Annotated in this window: 16 protein-coding genes; 7 read left to right on the top strand and 9 right to left on the bottom strand. The window is 65.4% G+C overall.

Annotation, left to right across the window (positions count from 1 at the left end):
• Positions 1–199 precede the first annotated feature (199 nt).
• Positions 200–3,208, top strand: coding sequence for a TonB-dependent receptor plug domain-containing protein (locus tag ACIQ3B_RS07165; protein ID WP_397401053.1), 3,009 nt, complete (start codon positions 200–202; stop codon positions 3,206–3,208).
• 69 nt (positions 3,209–3,277) lie between these two features.
• On the opposite strand, the gene ACIQ3B_RS07160 is transcribed toward ACIQ3B_RS07165, so the two are convergent.
• The 4 genes from ACIQ3B_RS07160 to motA all read right to left on the bottom strand — a co-directional run bounded on the left by ACIQ3B_RS07160 (position 3,278) and on the right by motA (position 6,931).
• Entirely contained in the window at positions 3,278–3,676 is a 399-nt protein-coding gene (locus ACIQ3B_RS07160) for a DUF6491 family protein (RefSeq protein ID WP_397401051.1), read from the bottom strand.
• Positions 3,677–3,740: 64 nt separating this feature from the next.
• On the bottom strand, positions 3,741–5,528 hold the full coding sequence (mnmD, locus tag ACIQ3B_RS07155) for a tRNA (5-methylaminomethyl-2-thiouridine)(34)-methyltransferase MnmD (protein WP_397401049.1): 1,788 nt from the start codon (positions 5,526–5,528) through the stop codon (positions 3,741–3,743).
• A gap of 76 nt (positions 5,529–5,604) precedes the next feature.
• The gene (locus tag ACIQ3B_RS07150) at positions 5,605–5,853 is read right to left on the bottom strand and encodes a hypothetical protein (protein ID WP_397401047.1); all 249 of its coding nucleotides are present in this window, start codon (positions 5,851–5,853) and stop codon (positions 5,605–5,607) included.
• 208 nt (positions 5,854–6,061) lie between these two features.
• Positions 6,062–6,931: a flagellar motor stator protein MotA gene (gene motA, locus ACIQ3B_RS07145; protein WP_397401045.1), complete on the bottom strand. Its 870-nt coding sequence runs from the start codon at positions 6,929–6,931 to the stop codon at positions 6,062–6,064.
• Between the two features lie 103 nt (positions 6,932–7,034).
• Here motA and ACIQ3B_RS07140 point away from each other — a divergent pair, with 103 nt between their 5' ends.
• Positions 7,035–8,342, top strand: a complete 1,308-nt coding sequence (locus ACIQ3B_RS07140) for an MFS transporter (RefSeq protein WP_397401043.1) — start codon at positions 7,035–7,037, stop codon at positions 8,340–8,342.
• 3 nt (positions 8,343–8,345) lie between these two features.
• Here ACIQ3B_RS07140 and ACIQ3B_RS07135 read toward each other — a convergent pair whose 3' ends face one another.
• Both ACIQ3B_RS07135 and ACIQ3B_RS07130 read right to left on the bottom strand, forming a co-directional pair.
• Positions 8,346–9,164, bottom strand: a complete 819-nt coding sequence (locus ACIQ3B_RS07135) for a phosphatase PAP2 family protein (protein WP_397401041.1) — start codon at positions 9,162–9,164, stop codon at positions 8,346–8,348.
• Positions 9,157–10,416, bottom strand: a complete 1,260-nt coding sequence (locus ACIQ3B_RS07130; protein WP_397401039.1) for a lytic murein transglycosylase — start codon at positions 10,414–10,416, stop codon at positions 9,157–9,159. Before ACIQ3B_RS07130 ends, ACIQ3B_RS07135 begins: the two co-directional genes overlap by 8 nt.
• A gap of 134 nt (positions 10,417–10,550) precedes the next feature.
• Between ACIQ3B_RS07130 and ykgO the strand changes: the two genes are divergently transcribed.
• Genes ykgO through ACIQ3B_RS07105 form a run of 5 tightly spaced genes read left to right on the top strand, consistent with a single transcriptional unit; the run spans position 10,551 to position 12,228 of the window.
• On the top strand, positions 10,551–10,676 hold the full coding sequence (gene ykgO / locus ACIQ3B_RS07125) for a type B 50S ribosomal protein L36 (RefSeq protein WP_397401037.1): 126 nt from the start codon (positions 10,551–10,553) through the stop codon (positions 10,674–10,676).
• Positions 10,677–10,688: 12 nt separating this feature from the next.
• The gene (locus ACIQ3B_RS07120) at positions 10,689–11,291 is read left to right on the top strand and encodes an HAD family hydrolase (RefSeq protein ID WP_397401035.1); all 603 of its coding nucleotides are present in this window, start codon (positions 10,689–10,691) and stop codon (positions 11,289–11,291) included.
• 29 nt (positions 11,292–11,320) lie between these two features.
• Positions 11,321–11,599, top strand: a complete 279-nt coding sequence (locus ACIQ3B_RS07115; RefSeq protein ID WP_397401033.1) for a hypothetical protein — start codon at positions 11,321–11,323, stop codon at positions 11,597–11,599.
• Between the two features lie 48 nt (positions 11,600–11,647).
• A complete protein-coding gene (locus tag ACIQ3B_RS07110) occupies positions 11,648–11,917 on the top strand; it encodes a DUF2312 domain-containing protein (protein WP_397401031.1) in 270 nt (89 codons plus the stop codon).
• Complete coding sequence (locus tag ACIQ3B_RS07105; protein WP_397401029.1) at positions 11,914–12,228, top strand: hypothetical protein; 315 nt, start codon at positions 11,914–11,916, stop codon at positions 12,226–12,228. Before ACIQ3B_RS07110 ends, ACIQ3B_RS07105 begins: the two co-directional genes overlap by 4 nt.
• A 21-nt stretch (positions 12,229–12,249) precedes the next feature.
• Here ACIQ3B_RS07105 and ACIQ3B_RS07100 read toward each other — a convergent pair whose 3' ends face one another.
• The 3 genes from ACIQ3B_RS07100 to ACIQ3B_RS07090 all read right to left on the bottom strand — a co-directional run.
• Positions 12,250–12,555, bottom strand: coding sequence for a hypothetical protein (locus ACIQ3B_RS07100; RefSeq protein WP_397401028.1), 306 nt, complete (start codon positions 12,553–12,555; stop codon positions 12,250–12,252).
• A gap of 67 nt (positions 12,556–12,622) precedes the next feature.
• Positions 12,623–13,546, bottom strand: a complete 924-nt coding sequence (locus ACIQ3B_RS07095; RefSeq protein WP_397401026.1) for an acyltransferase family protein — start codon at positions 13,544–13,546, stop codon at positions 12,623–12,625.
• A gap of 60 nt (positions 13,547–13,606) precedes the next feature.
• Positions 13,607–13,940: molybdopterin cofactor-binding domain-containing protein (locus ACIQ3B_RS07090; protein ID WP_397401025.1), on the bottom strand; the 334-nt coding region annotated here is incomplete at its 5' end.

The following is a 13,940-nucleotide window of genomic DNA, read 5'->3' as shown; positions in this document are numbered from 1 at the left end:
CGCCGGCTAACCCCGGCGGCGTTCTTGTTTTTGGCTACGACGTCAATTGTACGCCCCATTCTCCTGCCTTCGAAATTGCGGTTTGCCAGGTGAGCGAAAATTTACTGGCGCAAACGTAAAAAGCCGAGGATCATTGCTCTAACCGTACATTACGGGTCACCGCACATCAGATGCGGTCGGGGCAATTAGGGGAGGTACTATGACCAAGCGAAGCTATTTCCGTGGCGGCTCGTTCCTGGCCGTCGCACTCATGCTCGGCGCCGCCGGATCGGCCTCGGCCCAGTCCGCCGCCGACAAGGACGCGACCGACGTCGAGGAAGTCGTCGTCACCGGCTCGTTCATTGCGGGTTCGTCCGAGAAAGCCGCCCAGCCGGTGGATGTTATCGGCGTCACCGAACTGGCCAAGCAGGGCGCGCCCAGCGTGGTCCAGTTGGTCAAGACCCTGACTGCGGCACAATCCTCACTCGGCGAGAGCAACCGTTACAACGGCGGCGCCGGCACAGCCTCAATCAACCTTCGCGGCCTGGGGTCATCGCGCACCCTGGTGCTGATGAACGGCCGACGTCTGGCCGACACCACCGCAGCCGCCTTCCAGGGCGGCGGCCAGGACCTGAACTTCATGCCGACGGCCGCCATCGGGCGGATCGAGATCCTGAAGGACGGCGCGGCTGCGACCTACGGCTCCGACGCCATCGCCGGGGTGGTCAACTTCCTCACCCGTAAGGACCTGAATGGCTTCGAGTTCAACGGAAACTACGCCCTGATCCAGGACTCCAGTGGCGACTACGACGCCAGCCTGGCCTATGGGCACGTGTTTGAACGCGGCAATGTCCTGTTGACAGCTGGCTACCGCGTGCGGGGTCGGCTGGACGCCCAGGATCGCGACTATGCGGTCCGGCCATTCGAGTCGGTCTTCTACGGCGGCTGGTCAGGCTCGGCCAGCCCGGGCACCTACGGCACCGCCACCGGGGCTACGCTCTTCCGCGACAACGGCTGTAACGAGCTGGGGTCGCAGATCCTGTCGGGCGGGTTGAAGCCGGTCGCCGGCAATGGCGCCGGTCAACCGCTCTGCCGCTACCAGTTCAGCAATTTCAATGACCTGGTGAACAAGGAGCAGCACTACCAACTGTACGGCGAAGTCAACTTCGAGCTGTCGGATGACGCAAAGTTCCACGGTGAAGTGGCCTGGAACCGCAACAATGTGCCCAACCAGCGGATCTCACCGGCCAACCTGACCACCCAGTTCCCGACCGCCAACACATCGGGGGCGCTTGTCGCGCCAGGCTTCAACAATCAGACCCGCTTCTTCGTTCCAGCCAGCAACCCCGGCCTGATCGCCCTGCGCACCAACTGCGCCGCGCCGCTCTCCGCCGCCCAGTGCGCGGCGATGGCGGCAGGCGTCACCACCAGCCAGACCTCCTGGCGTCTGATCGGGGTTGAAGGCCACCCCACCAACAAGGACGGCGCCGACTACCAGGACATCCAGCAGACTCAGTACCGGATCTCCGCCGGCCTGAGCGGCAAGTTCAACGGCGGCTTCCTGGACGGCCTGACCTGGGACACCAACCTGATGTTCATGGAGAACCAGGGCATCGTCACCACGAACGACCTGCTGGTGAACCGGATCCAGCGCGGCTTCAACGGACTAGGCGGACCCAATTGCGATTTCCGGACCGGGACCCCCGGCGTCGGAAATTGCAAATACATCAACCCCTTCAGCAACGCCATCCGCACCAGCGCCATCAACGGCGCTGCGAACCCCTACTTCGTCTCGTCTGTGGCCAATGATCCGAAGGCCGTCGAGTGGCTCTACGGGCAGTACACCAACGTCCGCACGAACCAGCTCTTTGTCGCGGACGCGGTGGTCTCGAAAGAAACCGGCATTGCCCTGGGCGGCGGCAACATCGCCTTCGCCGCCGGCGTGCAGTATCGCTTCGACCGCAACATTGATGACTGGGAAGGCCTGGGTGACGTGGGCGCCACGCCATGCGTCGACTCCATCGATGGGCAGCAGGGCCAGTGCGCCAACCCGGTGGGTCCGTTCGTGTTCTTCGGAGCCCAGAAAGACTACGACGTCGATCGCAAGGTCGCCGCCGCGTTTGCCGAAATCAGGCTGCCCATCCTCGAAAACCTTGAGGTCAGCGCCGCCCTCCGGCAGGAAGAATTCGGCGGCAAAGTAGGCTCCACGACCAACCCGCGGGTCTCGGGCCGCTGGCAGGTCATGGACTGGCTGGCCGTGCGTGGATCGTGGGGCACCACCTTCCGGGCCCCGGGCCAGGCAGCCTTGACCCCCGGCAGCACCAAGGGCGTCCGCCAGATCAGCGGGTCCTATCGCGCCGTCGTGACCGAGAACAACCCCAACCTTCAGCCCGAGACCGCCACCACCGGCAACTACGGCGTCCTGTTCAACGTCGGTGGCTTCAGCGCCTCGGTCGATTACTGGACCTTCGACTTCAAGAAGGAACTGATCACGGAGGACGCAGGCCAGTTGGTCGCCGCCATTAACGCGACGAACTGCGCCAAACCAGCCTTTGCGGCGCGGTTCGTGTTCATCGGCGGCGTCTGCACCGGGGCCAACCTGCTTCAGGGCACGATCAAGATCGTCAACGGCCAGAACACCAAGACTTCCGGCTTTGACCTACGCGCCCAGTACGAGTTCGACAACTTTTTCGGCATGGACCTCTACGACACCAAGGTCACGGTCGGCGGCGAGGCAACCCTGACCGAGGAATACAAGCGCGGCGCCACGACCCTCCTGGAAGACCCGTCGGTTATCATCGCGCCGGCGTTGAATCGGGCCGGTCTGCATGACCTGTCCGGCGAGTTCTATTCGTTCCCCAAGACGCGGGCCTCGGCGTTCATCAACGTCACGGGTGAAAACTGGAACCTGCGTTACCAGCTGCTCTATCGTGAGGGCACGACCATCGCGGCGCCTGTTTGCGTCGGCGATGCGGGCGCCGGCGCTACGCCGGACTGCCGCTACAACTATACGTCCGGCGTCTATGAAAGCGTCGGCAAGCTGAAGGACTTCTGGCAAAGCGACGTGACCCTGCAGGTCAATCTGCCTTGGGAAACAACGGCTACGGTCAGCGTGCAGAACCTGTTCGACAAGGATCCGCCCTTCGCCCAGAGCTTCTACAACTACGACGTCACCAACGGTAACCCGCTGGGCCGCGTCCTGAAGGTCGGCGTCAAGAAGTCCTTCTGATCCGATCTACAGACCTGAGAACCGGGGGGCGCTGGCGACAGCGCCCCCTTTTCTTTGGCTCTCGCAGGCTTACGGGCGGGCGGCCTTGGGCAGGGCCTTGATCTCGGCTTCGGTCAGCTTGCGCACGGACTTCACAGGACAGCGCTGGGATCCGATCGGCGAGGGCGCGATGATCTCGGCGTCCAGACCGCTGCAGATATGGGATCCGCCGCGCGAGACCACAGCAATGTTGTGCGTCCAGTCGACGTCGAGGCAGCGGCCAAACATCTCAAGCTGATAAACCTCGCTCACGCCGATCCGCAGATTGACGATCCGGTTGTCGTTCGAGGCGAAGTTGTTCACCTGGTTGGTCCAGAAGCACTGGCTGCGTGGCTTGGCGGGCTTGTCCGCCTCGGGTGACTTTGCGATCCCGGTGCTGGCGGTGAGCGTGCCCACCGCCGCCGCGATCAGGGCGTTTTTCCAGATCATGCAGGGTTCCTTCCAGGTCCCGGTCGCGTCCCTCAAGCGCCGATACTACCCCGAAACACCGGGCTCAGGAACGCCCCCGACGCGCCGCCCGCCTGGCGAACCGGCCCGGCGCCACGAGGCCGGCCGCCGCAACGCTGATCGGCGACGGGGCGCCCAAGGCCAGAGCGGCCACATGCTCGGCCAGCAGGGGCGCCAATGAGAATCCCCGCGATCCAAATCCTGTCAGGACATAGACCCCGGCCTGATCGGTCTCGCCGGCGATAGGCGTCATGTCACGGCTGACAGCCCGTACCGACGCGCGCCCCTGAAGGTCAGCCTCCTGGACCGACTCGGCCAGCCGGGGCAGGCGCTCGCGCAGGGTGGCCAGGTTTCGGGCGTGGTCTTCGGGCCGCAGATCAGCGCCCGTGTCGTCACGGTCATGGGTTGACCCGAACAGGATCCCCGACCGGGTCGCGGTGACATAGCCGCCAAACGCGGCAGCAGACCCGACCGCGCCGTCTGTGGTCCAGCTGGCCTGCCCGCGAACCGCCGACAGCGGCAAGCCAGGCGCGAGGCTATCCGTACCCAGCGCCGCAGCCAGGATCACGGCGTCGACCCGAACAATCTCCGCACCCTGCCCGTCCAGCAATCGCCACTCCTCGCCGGCGGGCTCCAGGGCCCCGACGTGGGCGCGTCGGGGTTCGCCGATCCAAGTGGTGAGGATAGGCGCTGGATCAACGACCATAGCGTCGGGCTGGTCCAACGCCGGGCCGAGGTCCGCCTCGCCCATCCGAGCGCTGGCTTCAGGACCGCCCAGGAGGTTCATGGTCTTCGGCGGAAACAGATCAGAGTGAGAGATACGGCCGTAACGTTCGAGGTCCCGCGCATCGGTCGTAAACTGCAGGGCGCCCCGGGCGATCACAGCCCCGGGGACCTCGTCGTATAGCTGGCCCGCGCGGGCGAAAGCCTGGGCGAACAGCCCCGCCGCCTCGCCCAGCCCGGCGTCCAGTCGGGGCGTCACCAGCGCGGCAGGATTGCCCGAAGCCCCGGCGCCCGGGTACTGGGCCTCAATCACCACGGCCTCGCCGCCCAGCGCGCGCACGGCCCGCGCGGCCGAGGCGCCGGCTATACCCCCGCCGACGATCGCCACCCGCTGACGGACGAGGTCTCCTGGCGTCCCGGCCAGCACCGCCTCCAGCCGTTCGCGTTTGCGTCCGAAGCCGGCCTGCTTCTCCACAGTGAAACCGGCGGCGCTCAACCCGCGGCGCACCTGGCCGGCCACCGTGAAGGTCGCCGCCCGGGCCCCGGGCGCCGAGCGGGCGGCGACCAGCGCCAGCACCTCCTCGCGCCACATGTCGGGGTTCAGCGCCGGGGAGAAGCCGTCCAGGAACCAGGCGTCGGCGCATCCGGACCATCCCTGAAGCGCGGCAACCACGTCCATCACCGCCACATCGAGAATCGCCGAGAGGTGTGGGAACTCCAGGCGATACCGGCCTCGGGTTTGCCCCGGCCACCCGGCGATGAGCGGCGCGACGACCGGCATCAGCGCCGGCCAGCGCGACAGGGCGCGCGCCGCATCTTCGGCACTGATCGGAAACGCCTCGATGGAAAAGACATGCAACACCGCACCGGACGGCCGGGTCTGGCGCCATTGGTCGAGCAGGGCGGCGGTGTTGAGCCCGGCGCCGAACCCCAGCTCGCCCACGACGAAACGCCTGCGGCCCTGCCAGGCGTCCGGCAGGCCGCAGCCACGCAGGAAGACCGCACGGGCCTCGGCCAGTCCATCCTCAGTGGAGAAGTAGACATCACCAAATCGCCGTGATCGCGGTTGCCCGTCAGAGGTCCAGTCGAGTTGGCCGGCGTCTGTGGTCATATGGTGCTGCACAACGAAAAAGGGCCGCCCCAGAGGGCGGCCCTTCCGTAACGCAATTGCGTCGTCGTGAAGTGTATTACTTCGCGGCGGGCGCGGCCGGGGCGGCGGCGTCGGCAGCCGGAGCGGCCGGAGCAGCCATCGCATCGGCGGCCGGAGCGGCGGCAGCGTCGGCAGCGGCGGCCGGAGCGGCCATCGCGTCGGCGGCCGGAGCAGCAGCGGCTTCAGCAGCGGGGGCTTCGGCGGCGGGGGCTTCTTCCTTCTTCGTGCAAGCAGCGGTGCCCAGGAGGGCGAAAGCGGCGGCGGCGACGAGCAGTTCCTTGGTCATGTCATAATCCTTTGATCGGAGAGCCACGCGTCGGCTGGACGTCCCCGCCTGATGTCAAAATTAGAACGAGCAAACATGTCCTTCCGACGCTGTCACCAGAGATACGCTTGGGTTTGGGGGAAAGGCAAGTCATAAAATCACGGACTTGTGATCACTTTTTTACGTCTGCCCCAAGGCGACGCCGGCGAACTCAAAAGCAGTCGCCGGATCAGCCTTCCGCAGGGATATTGGAGAGCACTTCTTCCAGCTCAAGGAAGCTGGGCTGTGCGCCGGAGGGCACATTTCCGCGCCCGATTTCCACCGAGATCTGGGCGGCGTTGCCGTGCAGGTGGGCCACCAGCACGGCCTGGATGATGCGGTAGAAGGCGCCTTCCTCTTCCACCACATCCTTCATGCGCGTGCCCATCGGACCCACAAGTCCGTAGGCCAGAAACACGCCGAGGAAGGTGCCGACGAGGGCGGAGCCGATCATCCCGCCCAGCACTTCCGGCGGCTCTGTGATCGAACCCATGGTCTTGATGACGCCCAACACGGCAGCCACGATTCCCAGGGCGGGCAAGGCGTCAGCCAGATTGGTGATGGCGTGTCCAGGGCCAAGGGCCTCATGGTGATGCTTCTCCAGCTGCTTTTCCATCGCATCCTCGACCTGGTGTGGATCCTCCAGGTTCATGGTCATCATCCGCAGCGTGTCGCAGATGAAATCGATGGCGAAGTGGTCCTTCTGGATTCGCGGGAAGCGCGAGAAGATCGAGCTCTCCTGCGGATTCTCGATGTGGCTTTCCAGAGCGATCACGCCCTTGGACTTCATGGTTTTGGTCAGCAGGAAGAGCAGCGACAGCAGGTCGCGATAGTCCGAGGGTTTCCACTTGGCGCCGCTGAACACCTTGGCCAGCCCGCCTCCGGTGCCCTTGAGCACCGCCATCGAGTTCGAGATCAGATAAGCCGCAACGCCCGCGCCGCCGATCGCCGCCATTTCATGCGGCGTTGCGGCCAGGATCACGCCGATGTTGCCGCCGGTGATGATGTAGCTGCCGAACACCATCGCAAACAGCAGAACGATACCAATGATCTGGAACATGGACTTCCCCGCAAGGTGAGAAGGACTATAGCCGTTAATGTTTAATGGGCCGTGAGCGCGTCCCCCATTTGCCGCCATGCCGCAAGCGGCTAAAGCCCAAGGCATGCAGGACAAGGCCCCGGACACGACAGCTCTGCCCCGGCGGTCCTTTGCGATCATCTTCGGCGTCTCGATGGCCACCGCCATGGGCAACACGGGCCTGATCTCGGTGCTTCCGGCGATTGGCCGCTCGCTCGACATTCCTGATCCCATGGTCTCGGCGATCTTTTCGCTCTCGGCGCTGCTCTGGGCGTTTTCTTCGCCGGGATGGGCCAGGGCCTCGGATCGCTATGGCCGCAAGCCCCTGATGCTGGTCGGGCTCAGCGGGTTTCTCGTATCGATGATGCTGTGCGGCGCGGTGGTCAGTTCCGGACTGGCGAAGCTGGCGGCGCCGATGACGATCTTTATCCTCTTCCTGCTGGCTCGGGCGCTGTTTGGCCTGTTTGGCGCGGCCAGCAATCCGGCGACCCAGGCCTATGTGGCCGAACGCACGCCGATCGAGGGGCGCACCCAGGCCATGGCCAATCTGGCCGGCGCCTTTGGTCTGGGCACGGTCATCGGTCCATTTCTCGCGCCGCTCTTTATCTTTCCTGGCGTGGGACTGGCCGGCCCGCTCTACAGCTTCGCCTTCATCGCTCTTGGCATGCTGTTCGTGGTCTGGCGGTTTCTGCCAGACTCAAAACCGGACCCGGATGCGCGCCGGCCTTTGCGCCCGGTCGTCGGCGGGGCGCCCGCCGCCCTGCCGATCTGGCGTGATCCCCGCATCATGCCGTTCCTGATCTATGGCTTCATCGTGGCGACCTGCCAGACAGCCCAGGCCCAGACACTGGGCTTCCTGATCCTCGACAAGCTGGATCTGTCGCCGGCGAAGGCACAGACCTACATTGCCATCGCCATGATGTTCGGCGCGGTCGCCGGGCTACTGGCCCAGTGGGGCCTGATCCGAATGTTCGAGATGACGCCGCGCCAGCTGTTGCGCTGGGGCGTGGGCGTTGCGGCGCTGGGCAACCTGATCGTGGCTTTGTCGCCTGACTACTACGGGGTGGTCGTGGGTTATGCCGTGTCGAGCCTGGGCTTTGGTCTGGCGCGGCCAGGGTTCACTGCCGGGTCTTCCATTGCCGTCGGCATGGCCGAACAGGCGCGTGTCGCCGGGGCTATTGCCGCCGTCAACGGCATCAATGTGATCTTCGCACCGCTGTTTGTATTCCTGTACCAGCACTTCGGGCCGGCTCCGTTCATCGTCAATACGCTGCTGATGCTGGGGCTGCTGGTCTACGCGTTCCGGAACCCGGCCCTTCGCAACGCAGATCCGAAGCCGGCCACGCAGGAGGCCACCACACTTGCAGCGCTCGAGAAGAGCGACGAGGGCTGAGCGTTACCCTGCGGCAAGGCGTCGGCTCTCCTCGGCGCAATCCCTCACCGGTTTCAGGCCCTTGGCGTGCGCCGCGGCGATCTCGGCCCGGGCGACGGCGATGTCAGCGCGGAACTCGACAGAGTCGTGCAGTTTGGCCACCACAGCGGAGCCCATGGTGCGGCCCTCATCCACATCGCTCTGCCAATGGACGTTGCAGACACGGCGGCTGTCACTGAACGCCCGACCGCGGGCCAGCACGGCCTCGGCCCGGTCCGGCGCCGCCTCGGCCACAATCAGGGCCCAGCCCCAGCCGATCGCGCTGTGCCCCGAAGGATAGGACCCGTCCCGCCGCAGCCCGGCCTCCACCGCCGGCGTACAGATCGGCTTGTCATTGGTCATGAAGGGGCGCTGGCGTAGGTACTTGGTCTTGGTCGGATAGGTCGAGAGGCCGAGGTCCGCCAGGCTTCGGCGCAGCAGACCATAGAGCCTTGGCGTGTCCGTTTCGCTGATCGCCGTGCCGATGGCGCAGGAGAATGTGCCTGCCGCAAAGGGGAATGAAAGATCTGCATCCTGTGTGGCCAGCTCCCAGCGAGGTCCGCCATGGAGCGCCAGCCCTGCCAACGAGGCCTCGTCGTCGCGCGCCTGTGCGCCGGAGCCGGGGGTTGGCGGAGGGGGCACAAGGGCCAGGCTGCTGGGCGCGCCGCCCGCGGTCAGATAGCCAGAGGTGCGGGTCAGGCTGGCCGGGGGCGCAGATTGTGCGGGCGCCTGACTGCCGGCCGGGCCGGCGCAAGCCAGGACGGCGGCCAGCGTAGAGGCGATCAAGCCATATCGTCTATTCATGGACGTTCTCTCCCGCGATCGTCGGCAAGGCGCTTGCCTCGACCTTCAGGCGGTACACCATAGCATGTGACAGATAGCCGTCCGCTACCAACCCGCGCGCGGCTTGCCAGGCTCGCAGGGACCGGCGCGTGCCCATGCCGACTACGCCGTCCGGCGCGCCCGGATCGAAGCCCAATGCAGCCAGCGCGCGCTGGGCGGTCATGCGGTCCACGAGCGGCAGCGGCGTTTCCTGCGGCCAGGGCCGGATCAAGGCGCCCTCGCCCCGATACCCGTCCGCCAGCATGCCGACACCCAGCGCATAGGAAAGACTGTTGTTGTAGGCGCGGATCGCGAAGTGATTGGGGAACAGCAGGAACTGTGGTCCTTCCGCGCCGGCGGGCGCAATCAGCTGGGCCCTTGCGTCAACATCCGCCGCCGCCCAGGGCCGGCCGTCCGTCCGGATCACCCCGCGCTGCGCCCACCAGGCAGGGGTCTCCCGGGGGCCTTCGGTAAGGCTGTAGTCGAACCCGGCCGGAACGGTCACTTCCCGGGCCCAGCTCTGTCCGCGAACCCAGCCTGCCTTGGCCAGCAGATTGGCCGCAGAGCCCAGCGCGTCGGCGCTCGAGCTCCAGATGTCACGACGCCCGTCGCCATCCTGGTCCACGGCGGTCGAGAGGTAGGTGCTGGGGATGAACTGGGTCTGGCCCATGGCCCCGGCCCACGAACCCTGCAGGCGGGCGCGGGGCTGTTCTCCGGACTGGATGATCCTGAGCGTGGCGATCATCTCACCCTCGGCCCAGGCGCGGCGGCGACCCTGGGCGGCCAGGGTCGCCAGCGATCGCAGAGTGTCATAGTTGCCCTGCAGGCTGCCAAAGCCGCTCTCCAGCGCCCAGACGCCCAGCAGGATTTCCGGCGGGACGCCAGACGCGGCCTCTATTGCGGGAAATGCCGCCACCTCGGCGCCGCGGCGCCGGCCGATGATCAGCCGATCCTGCGTCACCACCCCGCCTAGATAGGCGCTGATGGGCTTTGAAAACTCCGGCTGGCGACTGTCAGCGCAGGCGACGCGGGCGTCAGGGGTCAGGCCTGCCATCTCGCGCGCCAGAACCACGGGGTCGATCCCTGCAGCCAGGGCTCGCCCTTGAAACTCCGAAGCCCATGCATCGAAAATCTGATCGCCCGACGCCGTGGGAGGTGCAATCGATTGCGAGGCGGCCGGCGAGATGAGGCCCAGACCAAGCAGGATCAGAGAGAGTGTCAGGCGACGACGCATTCGCGATATCTACGACGTGTCGCGCAGGCGCCCAATCAAAACGGCGTCAGGTTGACTTGAGCGGGGCCGCCCCGTATATGCGCCCGCTCTTGTTCGCCAACGGCCGGTGACGGCCCGATTGAAGATACGGTCCAATGAAGGTCAGAAGCTCGCTGAAGTCGCTGAAGACGCGTCACCGCGACTGTAAGCTCGTGCGCCGCAAGGGCGTCATCTACGTCATCAACAAGACGAACCCGCGCTTCAAGGCCAAGCAGGGCTAAGCCCGCAAGACGATGCCGAAAGCCGTCCTCTGGGACTTCGGCAATGTCATCGTGCGCTGGAATCCGCGCACGCTCTACGAAAAAATCTTCCCGGATCCGGTCCAGCGCGACCGGTTCCTGTCCCAAATCTGCACGCTCGATTGGCACGCGCCCACGGACTGTGGCGTGACCTTTACCGAGAATTGCGCCCGTTTGATCGCCGTCCACCCGCACCATGAGGCCGAGATTCTCGCCTGGCGCGATCGCTGGAATGAAATGTTCTCCGGCGCCATCGCCGAAACCGAAGCGGCCATGGCGGAGTTGCAGGCGCGCAGCATTCCCCAGTTCGGCCTTTCCAACATCTCGCACGAGACGCTGGAGTCGACTCTGGCGATGAGCCCGGCCTTTGGTCTCCTGCAAGGCTACGTGGCCTCCGGCCTTGAAGGCGTGATGAAGCCCGATCCGGCGATCTTCCAGCTGTGCTGTGATCGCTTCAGCCTGGCGCCTTCCGAAATGCTGTTCGTTGATGACAGCGCCCGCAACATCGAGGCCGCCCGAAGCCTCGGGTTCGCCACGCACCACTTTACGGAACCGGCGGCGCTGCGTCCGGCGCTCGTGGGCCACGGCCTGCTCTAGACGGCGCACTGGCATGGCCGGTGCAGGGTTTGGTCGACTTCGACTTCGGCGGCGCCGTGGTGAACCAGGTGATCCTGCGCCCCTCCAGCAACTCCTTTGAGGTCGACAACTTCGCGGGCGCCATCGCCGCTGCGCCGGAACAGGCCACCTGGGCGATGATGATCATGGGCTTCGGCTCCGCCGGCAGACGCTCTGCACCGCGTGAAGGCCCGCACATTGAACGGACGTCGAGAGCCCTCTGCCTATGGCAGGGGGTTTTATTGATTCAGACTACGGACGTGGATGACAGTGCGCGGGCGGGACAGTAGGGTCCGCCGCTTTCCGTTTCCTCCGCATCCAGCTTAAAAGGCGTGGCTATGGCCGACGACTCCTCCGGACACCCCGACATTCTCAATGCGACCGCACAGGGGCAGTTGAAGAGCATCATCGAGCGCATCGAGCGTCTCGAACAGGAAAAGGCCGAGATCGCCGAACAGGTCAAGGAGGTCTTCGCCGAGGCCAAGGGCAACGGCTTCGACGTCAAGATCATCCGCAAGGTCGTGCGAATCCGCAAACAGGACCGCGCCAAGCGCCAGGAGGAAGAGGCGATCCTCGATCTCTATCTCTCGGCCATCGGAGAGATTTGAAGCGCGGCGTTCCAGATCGCAAGGCGCAGGCCCAACGCTCTGCGCTGAACGCCCTGAAACGCGCCCGTCGTCTCGCTGACAAGGCGGGGATTGAGCTCTCGGAATGGGAGGGCGAATTCCTCGGCAGCGTCGCCGACCGCATCAAGACCTACGGCCGCGCCTTCGGCGACCCCGAAAAGGGCGCCCCTGGTGAGGCGCTGTCTGCCATGCAGCACCGCAAGCTCAAGGAAATCAATGCAAAGGCCAAGGGCGAGCCGCGCGTGCTGAAGCGCGGCCGGGGGTTTCAGCGGAAGCCGCCGCCTGAAGGTTGAACCCTGTCGGCGGCGGACTTGCTACTTTCGCATCGCTTCGGCGGCGACTTCGCCCTGCGCCTTCACGACGTCGGCCTTTTTCTCGAGAGATCTGGCTTCGGACGTCGCCATATCCTTCACAGCGGCCGCCTTTGCCTTCATCGCCTGAGCCTCTGCCTCGGCCGCGACCTTTACGGAGTCGGCTTCGTTCCTGAGGTCCGTTGCGACGACCTTGGCGTCTGCCTCAACGGTGTCGGCCTTGGCGTCGATGGCTTTCTCTGTCTTGCTGCAGGCGCTCAGGCCCACCAACGCGAGGGCGGCGAGGGCGATAAGTCCAGTCTTGCGCATTATGTTCTCCAGCTGTTGCTGGCGGCACAGCGCGCGAAGTCGCCGTCCGGTTCCATGTCAGGCCGGTTTATCCTTCCGGCGGACCTGACCCAGCTGCTGGTTTCAGACGCATGGCAGGTCGCTCCACCAGGAACCAGCTAAAGGCAGCAAAGGGCAGAACGGCGAGAATGGCGGTGAGCAGGTTAAGCTGGCCGTACCCCGCGAGGATCTGCTGGATCGGGAAGGCGTAGATGTAGATGCCATAGCTGAGATCCGCCTTGAGCTTTCCCGGGCGGGACAGACCGAGGACTGCATACGGCAGGGCCAGGGGGCCAATCAGCGGAAAGATGGCGGCCGCGATCACACCGATCCAGAGCGGGATCCTTGCGCGCGTCAGATAGAGGGCGGCGCCGGCGAAGAATAACAGGCCGTTCCGGGCGCCCAGAAACGCGATCCGTGTCGCGCGCTCATCGGCCCAGTTCGGGTGGGTGAACGTCATCACGAGCCACACCACGCCGCATGCCGCCGTCAGCGCCAGGACCAACGCCAGTCGCGCCCGGATCAGCATCAGCACCAGATAGAAGGTGAACTCCAGACGCAGCGTCCAGAGCACGCCGTTCACGACGTTGGGTAGGGCGACGGTCTCGAAGACGCCCGGCAGGTCATAGGTGGCCGGGTACAGCAGCGCATTTCGCAGGACATAGAGCGCGGCTTTGGGCCAGTATTCGGCCGCCGGCGCCGTCGTGAAAAACCCGAGCGCAACGACAGTGACCACCAGTGACGCGATCAGGCCTGGCTCTATCCGCAGCAGTCGCTTGACGAGGTAAGACTTGGGGTCTCGCTGGTAGCTGCCGGTCACCAGGTAACCGCTGATCACGAAGAAGATCGAGACGCCGAGCGCGCCCAGGTCCTCCACGCCCCATATCCGCACGGGCGCCTGCCCGGCCAGCGGGTAGGTATGGCTCACCACCACAAGCAGCGCCGCGATCAACCGCATCAGGTCGAAGTTCATCGACGCAGCGGTAGCACGGGAATCAGGGTTTCCACCCCATTCGGCTGCGCAAAATCCCGATCAGGCCTTGACGAACGGTTGGCTCAACGTCGGCTTTCCAGTGAGCGTCAGCAACGCGTTGGCGACGGCGGGTCCGATCACCGGCGTTCCGGGCTCACCGACCCCGGTGGGCGGGTTCGTCGATGGCAGGATGTGGGTTTCCACCGTCGGAGCCTCGGAATTGCGCAGCACCCGGTAGGTGTCGAAGTTGCCCTGGTCGACCACGCCATCGGTCAGGGTGATTTCGCCGTAGAGGGTCGCCGACAGGCCGTAGCAGGTGCCGCCCTCCATCTGGGCGGCGATCTGATCGGGCGAGATGGCCGTGCCGCAATCGATGGCCGTGACCACGCGACCC

Source organism: Phenylobacterium sp. (assembly GCF_044358365.1).
Lineage (GTDB): Bacteria > Pseudomonadota > Alphaproteobacteria > Caulobacterales > Caulobacteraceae > Phenylobacterium.
This window is presented reverse-complemented; position numbering and strand designations above follow the sequence as displayed.

Bases quoted from the DNA above. Each gene is read 5' to 3' on its own strand.
- motA (WP_397401045.1), bottom strand. From the start codon at position 6,931: ATGTTCCAGATCATTGGTATCGTTCTGCTGTTTGCGATGGTGTTCGGC.
- ACIQ3B_RS07160 (WP_397401051.1), bottom strand. From the start codon at position 3,676: ATGATCTGGAAAAACGCCCTGATCGCGGCGGCGGTGGGCACGCTCACC.
- ACIQ3B_RS07110 (WP_397401031.1), top strand. From the start codon at position 11,648: ATGGCCGACGACTCCTCCGGACACCCCGACATTCTCAATGCGACCGCA.
- ACIQ3B_RS07120 (WP_397401035.1), top strand. From the start codon at position 10,689: ATGCCGAAAGCCGTCCTCTGGGACTTCGGCAATGTCATCGTGCGCTGG.
- ykgO (WP_397401037.1), top strand. From the start codon at position 10,551: ATGAAGGTCAGAAGCTCGCTGAAGTCGCTGAAGACGCGTCACCGCGAC.
- ACIQ3B_RS07140 (WP_397401043.1), top strand. From the start codon at position 7,035: ATGCAGGACAAGGCCCCGGACACGACAGCTCTGCCCCGGCGGTCCTTT.
- ACIQ3B_RS07100 (WP_397401028.1), bottom strand. From the start codon at position 12,555: ATGCGCAAGACTGGACTTATCGCCCTCGCCGCCCTCGCGTTGGTGGGC.
- ACIQ3B_RS07150 (WP_397401047.1), bottom strand. From the start codon at position 5,853: ATGACCAAGGAACTGCTCGTCGCCGCCGCCGCTTTCGCCCTCCTGGGC.
- ACIQ3B_RS07165 (WP_397401053.1), top strand. From the start codon at position 200: ATGACCAAGCGAAGCTATTTCCGTGGCGGCTCGTTCCTGGCCGTCGCA.
- mnmD (WP_397401049.1), bottom strand. From the start codon at position 5,528: ATGACCACAGACGCCGGCCAACTCGACTGGACCTCTGACGGGCAACCG.
- ACIQ3B_RS07130 (WP_397401039.1), bottom strand. From the start codon at position 10,416: ATGCGTCGTCGCCTGACACTCTCTCTGATCCTGCTTGGTCTGGGCCTC.
- ACIQ3B_RS07135 (WP_397401041.1), bottom strand. From the start codon at position 9,164: ATGAATAGACGATATGGCTTGATCGCCTCTACGCTGGCCGCCGTCCTG.
- ACIQ3B_RS07095 (WP_397401026.1), bottom strand. From the start codon at position 13,546: ATGAACTTCGACCTGATGCGGTTGATCGCGGCGCTGCTTGTGGTGGTG.